Genomic DNA, 18,151 nt, shown 5'->3' with positions numbered 1-18,151 from the left:
ACTGAAAGCAAGTCTTTACTGTTCATCTTTTCAACTCCTATTATTAAGAACTAAATCATTGAATGTATGGAATGTATCCGGAAAAACTGCCTGATTTTTCTTCATGAGAAATGTTATCGTATTTCTGATGGAAACGATCAAAGCTTGTTCAAGATTATGTTTTGCTAATTCCCTAACTTCATCCACACCTGGAAAATGCCTGCCTGGTTCAATGTAATCCGCCAGGTAAATTACCTTTTCAAGAGGGGTCATTCCTGGCCTTCCGGATGTGTGAAAACGTATGGCATCAAGAATAACTTCATCCTCTATCCCCGCTTCCGTTCTAACGAGCCAGGCTCCAACCGGGGCATGCCACAATTCAGTATTATAGGATAAAAGCCGTTCATCCATTCCTTGAGTTTCAATGATTTCCTTCATTTCTTCTTTCGGGCGGAATTTGGCATAATCATGGAAGATCGCTGCCAGTTCTGCTTTTTGTTTATCCACACCATAGCGCTCTGCCAGTTCAATCGCCGTTTCTACCACTCCCAGCGTATGCTGATAACGATGTTCTGTCAGCTGCTCTTTTACAAGACTGAGTGCCTTATCCCTTTCCATACAGTTTCTCCTCTCGTATATAATCTGAAACCACCTCAGGTATGAGGTAAGTAGCGGTCCCCCCTGAAGCGACCCGGTCTCTGATCAATGTTGAGGAGATGTCAATTTGGGGAACCTCGATCATTTTCACATTATAAGGGGAGTCTGTTTCATACCCCGGCCTTTTGACACCAACGAATTGAATCAGCTGGGAAAGCTCTTCAATTTTATACCATTGAGGCAGAAATTCAATCATGTCCCCGCCTATAATGAAATGAAACTCTGCATCAGGCTCTCGTTCTACCAGCAATTTTATCGTTTCATACGTATAGGAAGGACCTTCCTTCTTGAGCTCAATGGGTTCCAAAGTAAACCCCGTGTGGCCTTCAATCGCCAAACGCACCATCTCTTCACGCTGCTCAGCTGATGTGTCTCCACTGATGTTTTTGTGAGGCGGGATACCTGCAGGCATAAACCTGACTTCATCCAGGCCTAATTGGAAAAGGACTTCATTCGCAATAATCAGATGTCCTAAATGTGGAGGGTTGAATGTCCCTCCTAGAATACCGACACGCGTTCCCATTAATGGACCTCCTTTATTTAGGAAGTTCGATTTTTTTATTTTCCTTGGATTCCTTATATAAGATAATCGTATGGCCAATGATTTGAACGATATTTGCACCTGCTCCAGAAGCCAGCTCTTTCGCAACCGTGTCTTTATCATCTTCACAGTTTTGCAGAATGCTTATTTTGATTAATTCTCTGGCTTCGAGCGCCTCGCTGATTTGTTTGATCATATTCTCATTGACTCCGCCTTTACCAACTTGAAAAATTGGATTTAGGTGATGAGCCTCTGAACGTAAATGTCTTTTTTGTTTGCCTGTTAACATATTAACCTCCAAGTTGTTGTTGAACTATATTTCTCATTCGATCGGAATCCGGTATAATACCAGTCCATAATTCGAATGCCAGTGCTCCTTGATGAACGAACATGCCGATCCCATTATCACCTTTTCCTCCGAGAGCGCAAAAAGTCTTCATGATTTTCGTTTCCAGAGGATTATAAATAATATCAGAAATAAATGCACCTTCTTTGATACGGGTCACATTGAGCGGCATGGCATTGGTTTCAGGATGCATACCGACAGATGTGGTTTGGACAATGATATCATATAATTCCATACTTTGTTCAGCCTGCTGCAAGGATAAAGAAGCTGATGTACATGGAAACGGACAATCTTTTATGATATCTTCCCCTTTTTCAGGTGTGCGATTACAGATATCTATATTTTTAATGCCTGAAGCGGCCATTGAATAAAAAATGGCCCTTGCCGCTCCGCCGGCACCGATGATTAACACGGCCTTATTGTCCAAAGGAAAAGGACAGCTTTCCTCCAGCGATCTTATGAACCCCATTCCGTCCGTGTTGAAGCCGATAAAACGGTCCCCTTTTCTTACCACTGTATTCACAGCACCAATTGCCTCTGCAAGGGGATCCACTTCATCAAGCAGCGGCATAATGGCACGTTTATGCGGAATGGTCACATTAAATCCTTGGACACCCAGTACCTTCAATGCCTTCACAGCTTTTTCGATATCTTCGCTTTTGACCAGGAATGGCTGATAATGACTGTCTATGCCTTTTTCCTGAAATGCATCGTTATGCATAAGCGGGGACATGGAATGGCCAATAGGATTTCCTATCACTCCATATAATGTTTTCATTGGGAAACCTCCCACTATAGCATTCTCTTCTATAAAGTTGATTTGTGCTTAAATCAACCTAAACTCACAGCAGTACATCATTTTTTCATAATACTCATATCAATGATTTTCTGAGGAATACACTTACGCCTTTAGGAACATGCGCAGCAATTGTAGCACCCGGATCATTGATCGTAACCCATCCGAGACCGGAGAAGACGATATCCGTTTTTCCTTCTTTGACCCTAAACTCATGACGGACCAATTCAGGGAACTCGCCCATATCATCCTTCCTTGGAGGCTGAAGCATCACACCGGCATGATTTTCATATAGTTCATCCGCTTTATCCACTTTTGTACGATGAATGTTCAATTCATTGGACAGATAGCAGACAAAGGAACGTCTCCCGCCACTCAAATAGTCAAAACGGGATAAACCGCCGAAGAATAATGTCTGCCCTTCATTTAACTGAAATACTTTCGGCTTGATTTCCTTCTTCGGAGTAATATATTTCAAATCCCTTTTATCTACATAGTGAGCCATTTGATGATGGTTGATGATACCAGGCGTGTCAATAAGCGCCTCTCCGTCATCCAACGGAATTTCAATCATATCAAGAGTAGTGCCGGGAAAGTGTGAAGTCGTGATGATGTCCTTCTCACCGGTCACATGATGGATGACACGGTTGATGAACGTCGATTTTCCTACATTCGTACATCCGACTACATAGACACTTCTTCCGTCGCGGTATTGTTCTATCGCTTCAACAGCCTCTTCGATATATTGCCCTTTCTCCGCACTCATCAGCTTGACATCCACAGGCTTGAGCCCAAGCTGTTTTGCCTGGAATTTCATCCAATTAATCAATTTAGATGGCTTCACTGACTTTGGCAGCAAATCTACTTTATTTCCGATTAATAGAACTGGATTGTTTCCTACAAAACGGTGAAGGCCGGGCAGCCAGCTGCCATTGAAGTCGAAAATATCGACCACTTTCACGATAAGACCTTCACCCTTACCGATTTCATTTAATATCTTCAAGAAGTCATCATCTGTCAGTGAAACATCCTGCACTTCATTATAATGTTTCAGGCGAAAACACCTTTGACAAACGATTTCTTCCTTTTCCAATGAAGACGGAGGAGCATAGCCTAACTCTTCCTTGTCTTCCGTTTGAATGCCGACTCCGCATCCGGTACATACAATTTTGGTCACTTTTCTTCCTCCCATTGAATCATGCCTTTTCGTTTGAAGAAGCTCATGATTCTTCTTTCAACTTTCCGGTTAAACTTCGTTACAAATCCATCTGTCTGGGCAACAGGGACGACAAGAATCGTATAGAATCCGCTGCGGTTACCGCCTAGGACATCCGTCAGAAGCTGGTCCCCTACAACGACCGTTTCCTCCCTGCTTACACCCATTTCTTTGACTGCCCTTCTGAAAGCACGTCCCATCGGCTTTCTGGCTTGATGGATAAAAGGAATATTCAAAGGTTCGGCAAAGCTCCGCACCCGGTCTTCATTATTATTGGAAACCACCGTCACCTTAATCCCGTGATCCTGCATTAATTTGAACCATTTAATCAATTTGGGAGTTGCCTGAGCCCTGTCCCATTCCACCAAGGTGTTGTCAAGGTCGGTGATGATTGCCTTGATTCCCTGTTCTTTTAAAGTTTCTGGCTTTATTTGAAAAACGTCTTTAACTTGCTCATTGGGCAAAAAAGATTTTAACACTTTATAACACCTCTAACTTTCCTATTCTACCGCTATAATCATAACCAATTTTCCCTTTAGATTCAAAATTAACCATTTTGGCATAAATGCCGACGAACTATTCTACCATCAAATAAGTTTAAAGGCATCAGTTTAACCAAACTTAAGAAAAAATGATGAGATTCTGCTGTAAAAATTGATTTTAAGCGGCAAACCAATAAAAATATTCCAAATTTTTTTAAATAATTTTCGACAAAATTAAGACCCCTAAAAGTGTGGATAACTTTATACACATTATCCCCCTAGAAACACTGTAATATATTCCCTTTATAAACAGGTTAACCACAAGTTATCCACCTAAACCTGTGGATAAAGGAACGCTTGTTCTGTTTGTTTAAATTTGGTAGAGTAATGATACAAAGTTAAAACTTACTACTATATGAGATAAAAAATGAAAATATGATCACTTTTGGAGGTGAGCACTATGCGTAAACTTTCTGACGACCTGTTGATTGAATCCTATTACAAAGCGAAAGACCTAAAGCTCAACCCGGATTTTATCCGCCTCATTGAAACTGAAATTCACCGCCGCTCCTTGTCCTATCGCATCAGGATCTCTTCATAAATTTCACCACGGAAAACCAGGTGTTCACAGCACCTGGTTTTCTTTTTATAACGCTGTTTTCGTATAGATTGTTGCTTTCGGAAAAATCCCTGGTGCCGGATTTCTCCCCTGGTTACAAGGTTTTTCTCTCTGAACAAGGGGAGCAGCTCTTTTCTTCCTTGCTTACCAGGATATAATGTGTCTTTGATGTCAATATTTTTCGAAGTTCATATTAAATAGCAACAAAGTTTAAGAAAAGAGCCTTTTGTAATTGAGAAAGTTTGCCTGCGAACACAAAACCGTATTGAATGTTTCTTTGATGTATGGGGCGCCTTTTGAGCTTATTTGCTTAGTGCAGGTCGATTGAGCACAGAGTTCCACTCTTGATGGATTATGAGAGTGGATAAACACAGCAAAATAAATACTCCCTGTTAAGACAAGGGAGTACTTATTTCCTTGATACCTTTCCAATTAACTGACCCATTTTCACTTTACCTGGCACATCAACTTTTTCATTTAAGTGGAACTGTCCTTTTTGAAACAACAGGATGACGGTCGAGCCAAAAGAAAAATAACCGATTTCCCCGCCTTTTTCCCATTCCTTCTCCTCATTTGTATACTCAATCGAATTTACAAACATCGCGCCCACTTTGACAAGACACATCTTGCCATAGGCATGGGAAACTTCAGTTATCGACCGGTAATTCTTGGATAAGGTGCGGACTCCCCATTTAAGTCCAATCTCATTAACAGGATAAGAATGCCTTCCCAATTCCCATCTTTCAAGAACAGATGCACGCAGCGGACTGTGAATGCGGTGATAATCAGCCGGACTCAAGTACAAGATCATGTATTGACCGCCTACGTACTCACTTGCCTTTTCCCTGCTTCCAAGCATTTCTTCTATCGAGTAGTCTTTTCCTTTCACATGCATATTTAATGATTCTGTTACAGTCCCTGAATCGGCCAGCATTCCATCAACCGGGCTGACGACATCATCGGCCTCACCTTCAACCGTTCTTACTCCCTCTTTCAAGTTCCTTATAAAAAAAGAATGAAGGTTGGGATAGGCATCTGCATTTTTTTCAATTTCCCTGGTACTAATGTTATAGGCTTTTATATAGGATGGAATGAACCGTGCACTGGTAGGTGATTGGACAAATTTCCGCAGCAAAAAGGAGGTCCATTTTTTATTGGTTAATTCGATACAAAGACGATAGAAATTTTTTCTCAACTTTGCAGCTCCTTAAATGTTTAGTAGTACTAATTATTATACACTTGTCTTTAAACGTCCACCTTTTTTTAAAAAAGCTCCTTTCGTATGTAATGTTGCTTTTGTTGCTTTGGATATGTGGGTAAGCTGATTTCCGCTCCAGGTGCGTGACTCCGCGGGGCGGTCGGTGAACTAAAAAGCGAAAGCGGCCGTTCAGCGACGTACAGATTGTAGGGCTCTCGCATGAGATAAAGGAATCACGAAGAGCATTAGCGATTCGATGATGACTTATCGCAAGGAGAGAGACCGAAATCTGCTAGTCGCTGGCCGCTGGAGCTGGATTGGCCTCCTCGGCTTCGCCTGCGGGGTTACGTTCCAGTGGGTACGTAACCTTGGTCTCACCTGTCATCAAAAGTGGAAGCGCCCTGGTCAGACCCGACAGGCAAATGTTCCTGAGAGAAAAAAAGGCGATCTTTCCTTTTATTCTCTCAGGGTTATTTGACCCCGAGGGGCTGGGCGCTGAAACTAGACGTCCCGCTAATCCCGCAGGAGGTCACGCACCTTCCGCTTCAATCTACCTATATATTTTCTATAATAAAGTATACAAAATTATTAAGGCACAAACTTTTGACTAGTCCCGATAATTGGCGGAAGGGGATAATCACTCAGCTCCAATCAAGAAATGGAATTTAACTATAATCCAATAATATTTTAAAGTTTCCCTCGTCAAAAAGTATTGAAATGGGAACTTCTCTTCAGAAACATCTTTATTAATTAAGACCCAAGGGAAAACAACAAAATCCGGATGAAGGTTCACCCGGATTTTTATCTTGCGAATTGGTAATAACGCCAGCAGCCGAACAGGAACAGTAAAATGAGCAAGACTACCGCAAGCGCCAAGTAAAAACCTCCATAACTTCTCGGCGGCGGATAATAAGGAACATAATAGTACGGATAACCGTATACCATCTTAGAATCCCTCCCATGAGTATTGGTATAAATATCTTATGCAGACGAGATCATTCGTGTATAGGCTTTATGAACACATCTGCATTCCTCCCCCAAATCATGCCTATCCTGCAGAAATCACATTGACGAACAAACTAAATTGCAGGGACGTGCAAGGACAGAACAAATTAATCATATGATGCTATATAGGCGAAAGTCCTTCACTGGAGGTGAAAGTATGTCCGCGATCGCTACAGCTATAGGATATTTTTTAAAAGAATTGGTTTTCCTCGTATCCTATGTGAAAAACAATGCCTTTCCACAACCGCTTTCATCACAAGAAGAGAAAAAATACTTACGAAAAATGGCAAATGGAGATGAGGATGCCAGGAACATTTTAATCGAACACAACCTGCGGCTCGTTGCTCACATTGTAAAAAAATTCGAAAACACCGGAGAAGATCCGGAAGACCTCATCTCAATTGGCACGATAGGTTTAATCAAAGCAATTGAAAGTTATTCGGAAGGAAAAGGAACGAAGCTTGCCACTTATGCGGCAAGGTGTATCGAAAACGAAATTCTTATGCATTTACGCGCCCTGAAAAAAACAAAAAAAGATGTCTCATTACACGACCCGATAGGCCAGGACAAGGAAGGCAATGAAATCAGCTTAATAGATATCCTGAAATCAGATGCAGATGATGTCATTGAAACGATACAGTTAAGCATGGAACTTGAAAAAGTAAGAAAATATATATGTGTATTAGACGACCGTGAAAAAGAAGTCATTATCGGCCGATTCGGGCTTGATATGAAAGAGGAGAAAACACAAAGGGAAATTGCCAAGGAGCTGGGCATTTCCAGAAGCTATGTCTCCAGAATTGAGAAGAGGGCTCTAATGAAGATGTTCCACGAATTTTATCGGGAAGAAAAAGAAAAACGCCAATCTTCCTGAATACTCATCTTTCTGCTTTCTAAGCAGCGGGTATGGCACCAACGGCATTTGCCAGTCACACTTACTCAATCTTAGAGAATAGGTTGACAGCTTTGATGAGAACTTCCCCACAGTGGCGCTCTTTGAAAAACAAAGGAGACCGGATGAGCAGCAAATGCTCAACCGGTCTCCTTTGTTTTATTTGCGCTTTTTTCTTTTTATCATCAAAGTCAAAAGGGGTACATTTAAAAACATATCTTCACCTTCCCACATTTATTCTGTTGTTTATATGCATCAGAACAATAAGTTAGTGTGAAGAAAGATCAATATGAGAATCGTTATGCAGAGTCCTTCTCCACCCAGAGTGCATTTAGACGTTTCACCTGATAAAAAATCATGTATTTTTCTCCTCTCCATTTTTTTTATGATTAGAATAATTTTATCGATTCTTGTTTCAGTCTGTTTTCTTCAAATCGCTTTGAGACAAATAGCTCGTGATTATATTCTTCAAGCGATTGGTTTCGCTTTTTGATGGTTATGCTTATGAATAATATATTTAGCGTCATACTAACACCTCCTCTTCTTAATGATGCTCACTTTATCCAACTGGAACGCGAATTAGTACATTCTCATTGTTTCTTGCTTTAACTTGTGCTCTTCAAAATGCCTGGTAACCATTTCGTCATGATGGTACTCCTGTACAGGACGCATTCTTCTTTTAACGGTTATACTCATAAATAAGATATTCAGTGTCATGTCTACAACTCCCTTTTCAACTACAGATTTACGTTCATTCCCCAACTTAGATTAAAACATTCGGACTGACTCTTGCTTCAATTTGGTTTCTTCAAAATGCTGATTGACCAAAGTGTCATGATTATGCTCGGTTAAAGAACGCAATCGCTTTTTCACCGTTATACTCATAAATAGAATATTGAGTGTCATATTAACACCTCCCAGTAAAGTTCATACCCATAAAAAAAGCCGCGAAGAGACACCTCCCCGCAGCAGACACAAAAAAGCCGCAGGAATGCACACACTCCCGCGGCTTGGTATGATTGATTTTTTTGATAAAAATTACGAAATAATCAATCCATTGGCGATCGAATGTGTATAGAAATATTCAGTTGATACAATTTTTACAGCTTTAATTTTCATCATGTCATTCGACCTCCTTTTTTCTGATTGTTATTTCCTTACAGAGGTAAGTATATCCAATTCAACAGGAAAAGTAAACCATATTATTGTCATTTTTTTTAGACAATTTTTTATGTTGAATGAGATAGGTGATTTTCACTCCATATGTGCCCCTCTAATTAACGACCGTAAACAAACCCAGAAGAGCCAGGGTAAATAGCAACAATCTACTAAAAACCAAAAAAGCCTGGGGAGGAATTTTCCTCACCAGGCTTTAGCATTACATATTTACTCTTTCATCGTCCATATCTGTCAGCTTCTTCTTCAACATGGCTGCTTGATAAAAAAACATTCCTGAGAATCCAAGCATGATTATTGTTCCACCCATAAGAGTGTACGTCTGAAAGATAGTTTTCTCTTCTACAGGAAGAACAGCCCCCAGATAAAGAAATACACTTACCGAAACGAGCACAAAGGCAAATCGTTTATAATCTATGATTTTATCACTTAAATTCTTTTTAATATTTTCCAAAGGAAATCCCTTCTTTCCATCGGGTTTCAAGTAATAGATTTACAAAATACTCTATTTCCACCTTAACATAGAAAGCGGAGTATTTATTCATGTAAATCTCACCAAATGTAGAAGAAGGGATTTTCAGGTTTACCTTTTACTTCGATGTCAGCTGCAGGAATCTCAGTGTTTTCCTTGGGCCATATGCACCCAACCAATCTTTAGAAAACCGCCCTCAGAAAAATTTATTTTAATTTAGAGACCATTTTCATAACTAGATTTGCAGAATTAACTGCCGCTGTTTCCAGGTACTGATCAAAGGAAACATGAGATTCTTTTCCTGCAATGTCAGAAAGAGAACGGATAATGACAAAAGGCACTTCGAACTGATGAGCCACTTGAGCGATTGCAGCGGCTTCCATCTCAACAGCCTGGAGATTTTCAAACTTATCACGAATCGCTTCTACGCGAGCAGGATCATTCATGAATGAGTCCCCTGTTGCAATTAAACCGGACACAATTTTAACATTAGAAGTTTCTTTAGCACTTTCAGCAGCAACTTCTTTTAATTTTTCATCAGCTGTGAAGGCTGCCGGAAGCTGCGGAACTTGTCCATACTCATAGCCAAAGGCCGTTACGTCCACATCATGATGTCTCACATCTGTGGAAATGACAACATCGCCGACATTCAATTCAGCATCAAAACCGCCCGCAGAGCCAGTATTGATGACACAGTCCGGCTTAAATCTCTCAAGCAGGACAGCGGTGCTCATAGCTGCATTGACCTTCCCGATTCCGGAACGCAGGAGAACAACCTCTACACCATGCATGCTGCCTGCTGTATATTGGCTTCCTCCGATTACTTCTTCTTTGGCGTTTTCAATATTCTCTCTTAATAGCCTGACTTCTTCTTCCATAGCTCCGATAATAGCAATTTTCATAACAAATACCTCTTTTCATTCACCTTATTGTATACTCTTTATGTATGTAGCTATTTTAACCTAAAGGCAATGTGTTTTCCACATCATCGCTCTGCAATTTAGCTTGCAGGGCACGATTGTCTTTCATTCTAAACATTACAAAAGGAGGAGTAATCTAATGAATATAGAATTTGATTTGATTCAGGATAAGATTGAATTTTTCGAAGCCAGGGACTTGCAGACACTCGAGAGGAAAATTAACGAGCAAGTCGGGCATAACAAAAGCATTCTGCTGTCTGTTCATTCTGTTTCCCATAATGTAACAATCGATGATAAAGGGCATCCATTATATACAGCGGTTGTTCACTTCAAAGTAAAATCCATGAACTAAAAATGGCCCCTGAAGGAGCAGATCCTTGGGGGCCATTATTTTCTTATTAATCTTTATCATTCTCAATCAGTTCTTGCATTTTCACAGGTTTCCAGCCTTTGCCGTCCACCCATTCGAGATAAACGCGATAAGTCGTCGATTGGTCTTTTGGTGCGACTGTACCGATTGCTTTGTGGTCACTTCCGTTTCGCTCAACCCACCAGACAGTCATATTGTCTTCAGATAACCCTGTTGCATAAGCCAGTGCATCTATTTTTTCCTGCCAATCAGGAGATGAGGTATCTTCATACTTATAGACATGTTCCCCAGTCTGAACGGTTCCGACCGGCTTCCAATTCGGATTGATGATTTCTTTCTTGACGTTTGGTTCATCGCTTTCTCTTACAATCTTTTTATCTTCTTCAGAAGATGACTCTTCATCTTTCTTTTCTGTATCTTCTTTTTCCTTATCTTCTTTTTCTTCGTCTTGCGATAAGCTTTCGCCATCTGCAACCGGCTTATCTTCGCTGTCAGAGTCCTCAGACGCTGTATCTGCTTCTGTATCAACTTGTTCTTCTTCAGTCAATTCTTCATCTGTAGAAGTTTCTTCGTCCTCTTCCACCCCTGCGTCAGTAGAAGATTCCTCTTCTTCATTGGAAGAAATGCTGTCAGCGACTTCATTGTTTTGGGCTGTATTGTCATCCCCTGCTGCCGGTTCGGTGTCATTTCCCAGGAAAATCGTTGCACCGACAATTACAATCAGCAATACAACAATCCCAATCAGACTATTTAAAATGACATTTGATTTCTTTTTAGACCTTTTATCTAAACGTGATGTATACTTTGGCATCCTCGTACACTCCTCTGCAACATTATGCCTTTACAGTAAGGCTCTTTTTCTCTATTACCCATTCTATCACGCAAATAAATTCATCAAAAGAAATTTACTTAAAATAAGAATGTTTTCCTATTAAGATTCTTCTCCTGTTTGGCTGTTTGAATGGATCATATCGGCAATATCTTTAAAGACCGGATATATTCCTCCTTCATATTCCAACACATCCATATTCACGACTGCCAGTGCATACTTAGGGCTATCGAACGGAAAATAGCCGGCAAACCATTTGTTATACAATTCTTTCTCACCACTGTATTGTCCTGTCTGGGCAGTTCCTGTTTTTCCAGCAATTTCATAAGCCGCCGTCTGCAAAAACTTTGCTGTTCCTGATTCTCCTGCAACGACATTCCTCAGGTACTGCTGCATTTTCATAGCAGTATAAGGTGAGAGCGCTAGTTCATCTTCTTTTTGTACAGGAAAATCTACCAATTCAGTCCCGTTCTTATAGTGAATGCTGCTTACCGTCCTGATACTCTGTTTTTTGCCGCCCCTAGCAATGGTAGCCATCATGTTGGCCACCCCAAGGGGAGTTACACGAACTTCCCTCTGGCCTATCCCGGTCTGAGCTACATAATTCGCTTCTTCTCTTTCACCATCATTAATGAATATTCTTCCACTATCAATCGGCAGCTGTTCGAAGTCTTCATAATGAAAGACACTGCCTTTCCAGCCGATTTCCCCTATCAACCCAAGTTTCTCTGCATACCGGTCAAGTGTTTGATCATCTTCTTCTATCAACTTTTTCGCTATATCAGCAAACGTCCTGTTGCAGCTGACCGCAAAACTTTCATTGATATTGATTGTGCCGTGAGGTTTTGGTGCAGGTTTTCCATAAATCGTTTCGTCACAATTAAATAAGGCACTTTCATCGACAAGATTAAGGTCAATCGCCGCAGAAGCCACCACCGTTTTAAAGACCGATCCCGGAACAAGCTGCGTTGTCATCAAATTTTTCGCCCCCTCATTGGAAAAAGGAGTTCCCTGTTGGACAACCGGCCTTGAGACGCTTGCTAAGATATTTCCGCTCTCAATGTCAAGAAGTACGGCACCGCCTCTTTTAATAGCGTGTTGATCAATCAGATCTTCCAGTTTCTTTTGCAATTCTGAATCTATCGTCGTCTTAATATCTAACGGATAAAAGGGATTAGCGGGAGCGAGATATTTCACATCGACTCCAAACAAGGGACCACCTCTGGCATCAACATGATAAATCAGCTTTGATTCCTGTTCGGCTATCAGCCACTCATCGAAGGCTTTCTCCAAACCGGAAATACCTATCTTTTGAGTTGCCCCTTTTACTCTGTCTGGATATCTGGCATGAAACCGTTCTTCGTTTTCTCCAGTCAACCCTATCAATTGTTCAGCCAGAATTTCTCCTTTAGGGTATTTACGCTTCAATGCAAATACACCTTTCAGCTGCAGGTTGTTAACCTTATTCATCTGCACTTCACTTAATATGTAGGGTGCCTTGCCGCCATACACAAACGGCTCTTTAGCCTCTTCAATATCTTTCAAAAGGTCTTCTTCGTTTATTTTTAAAATGTCCGCTACCTTTTTGGCATCCCACTCAATTCTGGCCAAAAAAGGAAACAGCACCAGAACATTTTTTGTCTCATAGTTAATAGATTCTCCATCTCTGTCAAGGAACGACCCTCTGCCCTCATCAATGATCAACTGTTGAGTTCTTTGATTCACACTGTTCTCAATCAAGTTTACATGATGTTTCGAAAATGACTCGGCTTCAAGCAATTGAATCTGAACCAGCCGCACAAGAAGCCCTATCATAATAAGCAGAACCATTCCACTGAAAAAGTATATTCGTTTTTTTCTCATCTAGAACACCTCGTCAACATTGTTGACGTTTTAGCGCGAAACATACTTATGCAGGGAAAAGAGAAGAGATATTAATATAAAATCAATTCTTTGGCAGATCACGGTGGCGCATACTCTTTGATAGAAAGGCTGAATTGGTTGACAGGCCAAAAGCTGCATTTATTGCGCTGTCCAAATTACCAATAAAAAAAGTGATGAAAGCACAAGCCTTCATCACATCAACATATAACTTAATTCACTGCTGTAATTTTCACATTCATTTCTCCGCCTGGAGTTTGAACCGAAACTTCGCTGCCTACTTTGTGGCCAAGCAAACTTTTCGCAATTGGAGAATCATTGGAGATTTTTCCTTCAAACGGATCAGCTTCGGCACTTCCGACAATCGTATACGTTTCTTCGTCACCATCTGGAAGTTCGATGAATGTAACGGATTTTCCAAGTGTTACTGTGTCAGAATTCATTTCATCTTCTTGGATGATTTTCGCGTTTCTGATCATGTTTTCCAGAGTCGAAATTCGTCCTTCAACGAATGCCTGCTCATCTTTCGCAGCATCGTACTCTGAGTTCTCTGATAAGTCACCGAAACTGCGGGCGATCTTGATTCTTTCCACAACTTCTTTACGTTTAACTGATTTTAATTGCTCAAGTTCTTTTTCTAATTTCTCTTTACCTTCTTGTGTCATTGGAAATACTTTTTCTGTTGCCAAAATACTTCACTCCTTATAAAAAGTATAAGAACCTCCCACCGGTCCTTTATGTACATAAGCGTGTACCTTGTGCTTTGGAATTCCTCTTCAGCTTAATCTTCCATTGTAATTCAGGGAATGGACACAAAAGGGTAAATCCTGATCGTCCATTCCCTAAAAAAGAATATTCGCTTGTAGTTGATTCCTTCGGGGTGATAAAGCTTTCTGAAAATTACTATATGTTTTTATCTATGCTATCGTATTACAAAAATGATTTTTGTTCAAGAATTGTTTGAATTTTTGTTACCATTAAATCAATGGCTACATGATTATGGCCGCCTTCAGGGATGATTATATCCGCATATCGTTTTGTCGGTTCGATAAATTGATTATGCATCGGGCGGACTACATTGATGTATTGATCAATGACTGAATCGATGGAACGGCCGCGTTCTTTGATATCTCGCAGCATCCGGCGGATGATTCGCAAATCTGCGTCAGTATCCACATAAAGCTTGATATCCATTAAGTTACGCAATCTTTCATCTTCTAATACCAAGATTCCCTCTAAAATTATGACATCCTTTGGTTCGACCAGGATAGTTTCCTGAGAACGTGTATGCATTTTATAGTCATAGACGGGTTTTTCGATGCCCTCACTCTTTAACAGTTTCATTAAATGAGCGATTAAAAGGTCATTATCGAATGCAAGCGGATGGTCATAATTCGTTTTAAGTCTCTCTTCAAAAGGCAAATGACTTTGATCTTTATAATAATAATCCTGTTCAATCATCAGGATGGAATGTTCCTGAAACGATTCATATATGGAACGGGTGACACTTGTTTTTCCAGACCCCGATCCTCCGGCTACACCGATGACAATTGGCTTGTGGTTCATTGATGGTATGACTCCTTTCATTTTCCGTGCTGCAGATCCGAGTATCACTAAACGGTCCACTCATGCATAAACTAAAACCATTATTTTTTTCTGCTGACAGCAATCCCGTCCCCAACAGGGATGATTACTGTGTTATATTCAGGATGATTCATCAGCCAATCGTTGTAACTTTTAAGTTTTTTAACCATTTGACGGATTCGCTTATTTTCTACTTCTTCCTCTGCCACCATTCCTTTAAACAAAACATTGTCAGAGTAGACCACTCCTTCATCCGTAAGCAGAGGTGCATAAAGATCAAAAAACTTTTGATACTGCCCTTTTGCAGCATCAATGAATAATGCATCAAAAGGACCCTTTCCTTCAACCTCTGGGACCTTTTCCAATGCATCACCGAATATAATGTCCAGCTGGTCTTTCTGAGGAGAGCGCCCTACAAAGTTCAGCGCTTGCTGATAGCGTGCTTCATCTCTTTCAATTGTGACGATTTCAGTATCCGGAAGGGCTTCTGCCATTCTCAGGCCCGAGTATCCGATTGCCGTTCCAATTTCCAGAATCCTCTTCGGCTTCTGAATTCTCAAAAGTTGAAGCAGGGTTTCGATGCCTGCCAGCTCCATGATGGGTACATTTTCTTTTTCAGCGAAGGTTTCCATCTCTTTTAAAAGATCACTTCGTTCTTTTATTAAAGATTCAATATAAGCATTAACTGCATTATCCAAGGTATTCACTCACTTTCCGGTTTTGAAGGCAAGAACATAAACAAATGCGTCTTATCATGATCAGCTGAATCGCTATCCTAAACTGGTTCGATAAAATCCTACATAAAAGTAGAAAGCCCGCAAGCTTTCTACCTGAAATATATATCATGTTTGTTATGGCGTATTTCTAAAAAACACTTGTACTATTTTAGCACAATAAAAAAGGGAAAGCTAATAAACTTTCCCCTTTAAATTTATTGGAAAACGCTGGCTGTCCAAGGTTCGCTTACGCTCAGCATCTCCTAATAAACAGACAGCCTCTGTTTCGCCTAATGCGGCCGTTCCAATAGACCTTACTGTTCCGAAGTAATATATTCGGCCTTTTTCTCATTGTGCTCATCCAGAGTTTCAGAGTAGTAGACAGTTCCTTCTTGAGAAGCAAGGAAGTAGTAATATTCTGTATTATCCGGTTTAAGAGCGGCTTCGATAGAGCTTAATCCCGCATTCGCAATCGGACCTGGCGGTAGTCCTGTGTGCTTATACGTATTGTACGGAGATTCGACTTCCAGATCTTTGTATAGGGTTCTAGATTTATGTTCCCCCAAAGCGTACAGCACAGTAGGGTCGGTCTGCAAAGGCATACCTTCTTCCAGGCGATTATAGAAAACGCTTGAGATCTTGCCGCGATCCGCCTTTTCGGTCGCTTCTTCTTCCACCAAGGAAGACATTGTGAGCAGTTCATGTACCGTCAGATCCTGCTCTACCCTTGATGTCTCATATTGTGTCAAAACATCCTGAGTCTGTGACACCATTTTTTCAATGATCGCTTCCAATGAAGGCTCCTCTTCATAAAACGGATAGGTAGAAGGATAAAGGTACCCCTCCAGAGGGTGTTTGACAGCTTCGGCCATGATTTCTTCTTCCTTCAGAAGGTCCGGATACTTGGCTATCAGTTCTTCAATATAGCTTCTATCATCAAGTTTCTTTAAGACCTCTTCTGTTGCATAAGGGGTTTCTTTCGCGATTCTTTCTGCAATTTGATCCAATTGCAGGCCTTCCGGAATTGTAATTTTGAATTCCGCCTTTAACATCACTTTTCCTGTCTTCAAGCTGGTGATGATTTCATCAAGTGTCATGGCAGGGGTCAAATCATAATTCCCTGCTTGGAATCCGGATTCATTATTGAATTTCACATAGTATTTAAAAATAAACGCATTTTTGATAATGCCATTCTCTTCTAAAATGTTTCCGATGGACGTCACACCTGATCCTATCGGTATTTCCACATTGACTGACTTATTATTGTCCTCATCAACAGGCTGAAGTGCCGATTTCACATACATATAGCCTCCGACAGCTGTACCTCCAATAATGATAAATAGTGAAAGCACTATAATTCCGACAATCTTCCTAATAACTTTTGCTTCTTCTTTTCGCTCTATTAATTTTGATAAAAGAATCTCTTTTTTTGATTTTTTTTCTTCACTCATTATATATTCCCCCTCTCGAGCAATAACGGGGTTCCCCCTTAAAATTCGACATGCATCTTTTTCATTATACTATATTTTTCGACCAAAAAAAGAGGACATTCTGCAAAAAAAGGAATCTTCTTTCCATTTTCCGAATGCTCTTCCATGATTTTTGATTGTGGCCCCGTGGGATGATAAACGGGGGATGAGGTGTTTATGCCGGTCCGATTACGCTGCTGTGCAGGTGATACATACACCCTTTCGATCGGGGGATGTGAATGATGGAAGCATACATATGTCGGGCTATTTGAAGTAACTCATGTATCAATTACCTAGTTTTTCATACATGAGTCGGACCATCTGAAGTAACTCATGTATCAAAGATCAAATTTTTCATACATCAGTCGCGCCATCCGAAGAAACTCATGTACCAAGGATCCCGGGTTTCTTACATGAGTCGGACCACCTGAGGTAACTTATGTATCAACGATCGAATTTTTCATACATGACTAAGACCATCTGGAGAAACTCATGTATCAATTATTACCTTTATACACGACTAAGACCAGACCAAAGCAATCCGATATAAAAAATCCACAAAAAAAGAAGGTGAATTCATAAATGAATTCACCCTCCGTCAGGTATGTTATGCTAACAACCCGTTCTTCTTATTCTTCTTCCTCATCAAGGAATGTTTCAAGCATTTCTTCGATCATATCCCATTCTTCTTCTGTTTCGATTGGCTTCAATTCGCCTTCTTCGCCTTCGTCTCCAGGAACGAATGCAGAAGCATGGATTTCGATTTCTTCGTCGCCATTTTCGTCAGCCCCAACTGGGTAGTAAAGGACATATGATTTGTTGAATTGATCTGATTCGAATGTGAAAAGAACCTCACAAAGCTGTTCGCTTCCTTCTTCATCGATGATTGTAATTTGTTTTTCGCCGTGTTCCATTTGTATGCACCTCTTATTTTTGGCTGTCCAAATATCCTTGAAGGATAAAGGCAGCAGCCATTTTATCGATCACTTTTTTCCGTTTTTTC

23 protein-coding genes and 1 pseudogene are annotated in these 18,151 nt (G+C 40.6%); 3 read left to right on the top strand and 21 right to left on the bottom strand.

Going from position 1 to position 18,151, the window contains the following annotated elements:
- Positions 1 to 30: 30 nt before the first annotated feature.
- The 6 genes from yqeK to BSG1_RS15705 form a co-directional block, all read right to left on the bottom strand.
- Positions 31 to 597: a bis(5'-nucleosyl)-tetraphosphatase (symmetrical) YqeK gene (yqeK, locus tag BSG1_RS15730; RefSeq protein WP_006838130.1), complete on the bottom strand. Its 567-nt coding sequence runs from the start codon at positions 595 to 597 to the stop codon at positions 31 to 33.
- A complete protein-coding gene (locus tag BSG1_RS15725; RefSeq protein WP_006838129.1) occupies positions 584 to 1,159 on the bottom strand; it encodes a nicotinate-nucleotide adenylyltransferase in 576 nt (191 codons plus the stop codon). The genes yqeK and BSG1_RS15725 overlap by 14 nt, the downstream gene beginning before the upstream one ends.
- Before the next feature lie 13 nt (positions 1,160 to 1,172).
- On the bottom strand, positions 1,173 to 1,466 hold the full coding sequence (yhbY, locus tag BSG1_RS15720; RefSeq protein WP_006838128.1) for a ribosome assembly RNA-binding protein YhbY: 294 nt from the start codon (positions 1,464 to 1,466) through the stop codon (positions 1,173 to 1,175).
- A gap of 1 nt (position 1,467) precedes the next feature.
- On the bottom strand, positions 1,468 to 2,301 hold the full coding sequence (gene aroE, locus BSG1_RS15715) for a shikimate dehydrogenase (RefSeq protein WP_006838127.1): 834 nt from the start codon (positions 2,299 to 2,301) through the stop codon (positions 1,468 to 1,470).
- Positions 2,302 to 2,395: 94 nt separating this feature from the next.
- Positions 2,396 to 3,511, bottom strand: coding sequence for a ribosome biogenesis GTPase YqeH (yqeH, locus tag BSG1_RS15710; protein WP_006838126.1), 1,116 nt, complete (start codon positions 3,509 to 3,511; stop codon positions 2,396 to 2,398).
- The gene (locus BSG1_RS15705; protein WP_006838125.1) at positions 3,493 to 4,014 is read right to left on the bottom strand and encodes a YqeG family HAD IIIA-type phosphatase; all 522 of its coding nucleotides are present in this window, start codon (positions 4,012 to 4,014) and stop codon (positions 3,493 to 3,495) included. The genes yqeH and BSG1_RS15705 overlap by 19 nt, the downstream gene beginning before the upstream one ends.
- A 463-nt stretch (positions 4,015 to 4,477) precedes the next feature.
- Between BSG1_RS15705 and BSG1_RS15700 the strand changes: the two genes are divergently transcribed.
- Positions 4,478 to 4,618, top strand: a complete 141-nt coding sequence (locus tag BSG1_RS15700) for a sporulation histidine kinase inhibitor Sda (RefSeq protein ID WP_006838124.1) — start codon at positions 4,478 to 4,480, stop codon at positions 4,616 to 4,618.
- Between the two features lie 427 nt (positions 4,619 to 5,045).
- On the opposite strand, the gene BSG1_RS15695 is transcribed toward BSG1_RS15700, so the two are convergent.
- Positions 5,046 to 5,831: a phosphatidylserine decarboxylase gene (locus tag BSG1_RS15695; RefSeq protein ID WP_006838123.1), complete on the bottom strand. Its 786-nt coding sequence runs from the start codon at positions 5,829 to 5,831 to the stop codon at positions 5,046 to 5,048.
- A gap of 804 nt (positions 5,832 to 6,635) precedes the next feature.
- Positions 6,636 to 6,779: a hypothetical protein gene (locus BSG1_RS21155; protein ID WP_198008246.1), complete on the bottom strand. Its 144-nt coding sequence runs from the start codon at positions 6,777 to 6,779 to the stop codon at positions 6,636 to 6,638.
- Positions 6,780 to 6,996: 217 nt separating this feature from the next.
- Between BSG1_RS21155 and sigK the strand changes: the two genes are divergently transcribed.
- Complete coding sequence (gene sigK / locus BSG1_RS15685; RefSeq protein ID WP_006838120.1) at positions 6,997 to 7,713, top strand: RNA polymerase sporulation sigma factor SigK; 717 nt, start codon at positions 6,997 to 6,999, stop codon at positions 7,711 to 7,713.
- 407 nt (positions 7,714 to 8,120) lie between these two features.
- Here sigK and BSG1_RS20505 read toward each other — a convergent pair whose 3' ends face one another.
- The 5 genes from BSG1_RS20505 to mtnN form a co-directional block, all read right to left on the bottom strand.
- Positions 8,121 to 8,258, bottom strand: a complete 138-nt coding sequence (locus BSG1_RS20505) for a YrzI family small protein (RefSeq protein WP_083802906.1) — start codon at positions 8,256 to 8,258, stop codon at positions 8,121 to 8,123.
- 52 nt (positions 8,259 to 8,310) lie between these two features.
- Positions 8,311 to 8,448 carry a YrzI family small protein gene (locus BSG1_RS20500; protein ID WP_083802905.1) on the bottom strand — a complete coding sequence of 46 codons (138 nt, stop codon included), beginning with the start codon at positions 8,446 to 8,448 and terminating at the stop codon, positions 8,311 to 8,313.
- A 51-nt stretch (positions 8,449 to 8,499) separates the two neighbouring features.
- Entirely contained in the window at positions 8,500 to 8,637 is a 138-nt protein-coding gene (locus BSG1_RS20495; protein ID WP_083802904.1) for a YrzI family small protein, read from the bottom strand.
- A 472-nt stretch (positions 8,638 to 9,109) separates the two neighbouring features.
- Entirely contained in the window at positions 9,110 to 9,361 is a 252-nt protein-coding gene (locus tag BSG1_RS15680; protein ID WP_156791505.1) for a YrhC family protein, read from the bottom strand.
- A 224-nt stretch (positions 9,362 to 9,585) separates the two neighbouring features.
- Positions 9,586 to 10,281: a 5'-methylthioadenosine/S-adenosylhomocysteine nucleosidase gene (gene mtnN / locus BSG1_RS15675; RefSeq protein ID WP_006838116.1), complete on the bottom strand. Its 696-nt coding sequence runs from the start codon at positions 10,279 to 10,281 to the stop codon at positions 9,586 to 9,588.
- Between the two features lie 157 nt (positions 10,282 to 10,438).
- Here mtnN and BSG1_RS15670 point away from each other — a divergent pair, with 157 nt between their 5' ends.
- Entirely contained in the window at positions 10,439 to 10,651 is a 213-nt protein-coding gene (locus BSG1_RS15670) for a YrzA family protein (protein WP_006838115.1), read from the top strand.
- Positions 10,652 to 10,697: 46 nt separating this feature from the next.
- On the opposite strand, the gene BSG1_RS15665 is transcribed toward BSG1_RS15670, so the two are convergent.
- The 8 genes and pseudogenes from BSG1_RS15665 to BSG1_RS21415 form a co-directional block, all read right to left on the bottom strand.
- A complete protein-coding gene (locus BSG1_RS15665; protein WP_006838114.1) occupies positions 10,698 to 11,480 on the bottom strand; it encodes a DUF1510 family protein in 783 nt (260 codons plus the stop codon).
- Between the two features lie 120 nt (positions 11,481 to 11,600).
- Positions 11,601 to 13,361, bottom strand: coding sequence for a peptidoglycan D,D-transpeptidase FtsI family protein (locus BSG1_RS15660; RefSeq protein WP_006838113.1), 1,761 nt, complete (start codon positions 13,359 to 13,361; stop codon positions 11,601 to 11,603).
- Between the two features lie 230 nt (positions 13,362 to 13,591).
- Positions 13,592 to 14,068: a transcription elongation factor GreA gene (gene greA, locus BSG1_RS15655; RefSeq protein ID WP_006838112.1), complete on the bottom strand. Its 477-nt coding sequence runs from the start codon at positions 14,066 to 14,068 to the stop codon at positions 13,592 to 13,594.
- Between the two features lie 241 nt (positions 14,069 to 14,309).
- Positions 14,310 to 14,945 carry a uridine kinase gene (udk, locus tag BSG1_RS15650; protein WP_044023015.1) on the bottom strand — a complete coding sequence of 212 codons (636 nt, stop codon included), beginning with the start codon at positions 14,943 to 14,945 and terminating at the stop codon, positions 14,310 to 14,312.
- Positions 14,946 to 15,025: 80 nt separating this feature from the next.
- Positions 15,026 to 15,661 (bottom strand): O-methyltransferase, encoded by a 636-nt coding sequence (locus BSG1_RS15645; protein ID WP_006838110.1) that lies wholly within the window; start codon positions 15,659 to 15,661, stop codon positions 15,026 to 15,028.
- 332 nt (positions 15,662 to 15,993) lie between these two features.
- Positions 15,994 to 17,130, bottom strand: coding sequence for an endolytic transglycosylase MltG (gene mltG, locus BSG1_RS15640; RefSeq protein WP_006838109.1), 1,137 nt, complete (start codon positions 17,128 to 17,130; stop codon positions 15,994 to 15,996).
- A 647-nt stretch (positions 17,131 to 17,777) separates the two neighbouring features.
- A complete protein-coding gene (locus tag BSG1_RS15635) occupies positions 17,778 to 18,062 on the bottom strand; it encodes a DUF1292 domain-containing protein (protein ID WP_006838107.1) in 285 nt (94 codons plus the stop codon).
- A 13-nt stretch (positions 18,063 to 18,075) separates the two neighbouring features.
- Positions 18,076 to 18,151: pseudogene (locus tag BSG1_RS21415) on the bottom strand (Holliday junction resolvase RuvX); the annotation flags it as partial.

Origin of the sequence: Bacillus sp. SG-1 (assembly GCF_000181495.1) — a bacterium.
Classification (GTDB): Bacteria; Bacillota; Bacilli; order Bacillales; family Bacillaceae_B; genus Rossellomorea.
This window is presented reverse-complemented; position numbering and strand designations above follow the sequence as displayed.

Coding starts and splice junctions, on each gene's coding strand:
- BSG1_RS15725 (WP_006838129.1), bottom strand. CDS start 1,159: ATGGGAACGCGTGTCGGTATTCTAGGAGGGACATTCAACCCTCCACAT.
- BSG1_RS15635 (WP_006838107.1), bottom strand. CDS start 18,062: ATGGAACACGGCGAAAAACAAATTACAATCATCGATGAAGAAGGAAGC.
- yqeH (WP_006838126.1), bottom strand. CDS start 3,511: ATGGGAGGAAGAAAAGTGACCAAAATTGTATGTACCGGATGCGGAGTC.
- BSG1_RS21155 (WP_198008246.1), bottom strand. CDS start 6,779: ATGGTATACGGTTATCCGTACTATTATGTTCCTTATTATCCGCCGCCG.
- BSG1_RS15660 (WP_006838113.1), bottom strand. CDS start 13,361: ATGAGAAAAAAACGAATATACTTTTTCAGTGGAATGGTTCTGCTTATT.
- BSG1_RS15665 (WP_006838114.1), bottom strand. CDS start 11,480: ATGCCAAAGTATACATCACGTTTAGATAAAAGGTCTAAAAAGAAATCA.
- BSG1_RS20500 (WP_083802905.1), bottom strand. CDS start 8,448: ATGACACTGAATATCTTATTTATGAGTATAACCGTTAAAAGAAGAATG.
- aroE (WP_006838127.1), bottom strand. CDS start 2,301: ATGAAAACATTATATGGAGTGATAGGAAATCCTATTGGCCATTCCATG.
- BSG1_RS20495 (WP_083802904.1), bottom strand. CDS start 8,637: ATGACACTCAATATTCTATTTATGAGTATAACGGTGAAAAAGCGATTG.
- BSG1_RS20505 (WP_083802906.1), bottom strand. CDS start 8,258: ATGACGCTAAATATATTATTCATAAGCATAACCATCAAAAAGCGAAAC.
- yhbY (WP_006838128.1), bottom strand. CDS start 1,466: ATGTTAACAGGCAAACAAAAAAGACATTTACGTTCAGAGGCTCATCAC.
- BSG1_RS15700 (WP_006838124.1), top strand. CDS start 4,478: ATGCGTAAACTTTCTGACGACCTGTTGATTGAATCCTATTACAAAGCG.
- udk (WP_044023015.1), bottom strand. CDS start 14,945: ATGAACCACAAGCCAATTGTCATCGGTGTAGCCGGAGGATCGGGGTCT.
- BSG1_RS15670 (WP_006838115.1), top strand. CDS start 10,439: ATGAATATAGAATTTGATTTGATTCAGGATAAGATTGAATTTTTCGAA.
- mtnN (WP_006838116.1), bottom strand. CDS start 10,281: ATGAAAATTGCTATTATCGGAGCTATGGAAGAAGAAGTCAGGCTATTA.
- yqeK (WP_006838130.1), bottom strand. CDS start 597: ATGGAAAGGGATAAGGCACTCAGTCTTGTAAAAGAGCAGCTGACAGAA.
- mltG (WP_006838109.1), bottom strand. CDS start 17,130: ATGAGTGAAGAAAAAAAATCAAAAAAAGAGATTCTTTTATCAAAATTA.
- sigK (WP_006838120.1), top strand. CDS start 6,997: ATGTCCGCGATCGCTACAGCTATAGGATATTTTTTAAAAGAATTGGTT.